Source organism: Frankia tisae (genome assembly GCF_025403405.1).
Lineage (GTDB): Bacteria > Actinomycetota > Actinomycetes > Frankiales > Frankiaceae > Frankia > Frankia tisai.
The window spans coordinates 1-974 of record NZ_JANEZT010000733.1; the positions used below are offsets into that span (position 1 = coordinate 1).

The 974-nt window shown below is 63.2% G+C and carries 1 protein-coding gene; it reads left to right on the top strand.

The features are described 5' to 3' along the window. The first annotated feature begins 2 nt into the window (after positions 1 to 2). On the top strand, positions 3 to 959 hold the full coding sequence (locus NBZ85_RS31390; RefSeq protein WP_261563454.1) for an IS30 family transposase: 957 nt from the start codon (positions 3 to 5) through the stop codon (positions 957 to 959). Positions 960 to 974: the final 15 nt, after the last annotated feature.

Below are 974 nucleotides of genomic sequence, written 5' to 3' on the forward strand. Positions count from 1 at the left end.
TTATTTCCCGCGAGTTGGGCAAGAATCGTTCGGCGCGGTTCATCGCGAAGGCGCTCGGCAGGCATCACTCGGTGATTTCGAGGGAGATCGAGCGTAACGGCGGCGAGAATGTGTACCGGGCGGTGGATGCGCAGGCTCGGTGTGATGCGTTGCGGGCACGGCCGAAGGAACGAAAGCTCGTGGCGTCACCGGCGTTGCATGACGCGGTCAACGCGGGCCTGGCCGAGAAGTGGTCACCGAAGCAGATCAGCGAGAGACTGGCGACGGATCATCCCGACGACGAGAGCATGCGCGTGTCCCACGAGACGATCTACGAGTGTCTGTACCTGCAGGCCCGCGGGGAACTGCGAACCCAGCTGACGGTCGCGCTGCGCAAGGGCCGGACCAGGCGGGTGAACCGGTCGCGGACGACCGTGGCCCGCGGACAGATCGTCGACATGGTCAACATCAGCGAGCGGCCGAAGGATGCCGACGACCGTGCCGTCCCCGGTTTTTGGGAGGGTGACCTCATCGTGGGCAAGGGAAACAGGTCCCAGATCGCGACGCTGGTCGAGCGTACCACCCGGTTCGTCATGCTCGTACGGATTCCCTACGACCGCAACGCCGAGAAGGTCGCCTACCTGCTGGCCCGGAAGATGGAGACCCTGCCCGAGTTCATGAAGAAGTCCGTCACCTGGGATCAGGGCAAGGAGATGGCCCGGCACGCGAAGTTCACCGTTGCCACCGGCATGCCCGTCTATTTCTGTGATCCGCATTCGCCATGGCAGCGGGGGTCGAACGAGAACACGAATGGGCTGCTGCGCCAGTATTTCCCGAAGGGCACCGACCTGTCGTTGCATACTCAGGACGAGCTTGATAAGGTGGCCGAACAGCTGAACGGAAGGCCGCGGCAGACGTTGGGCTGGGCGAAGCCGGTCGAAGTCTTCAACGATTTGCTGGCGAAGCATGCGTCGCTATGACCGCTTGAATCCGCC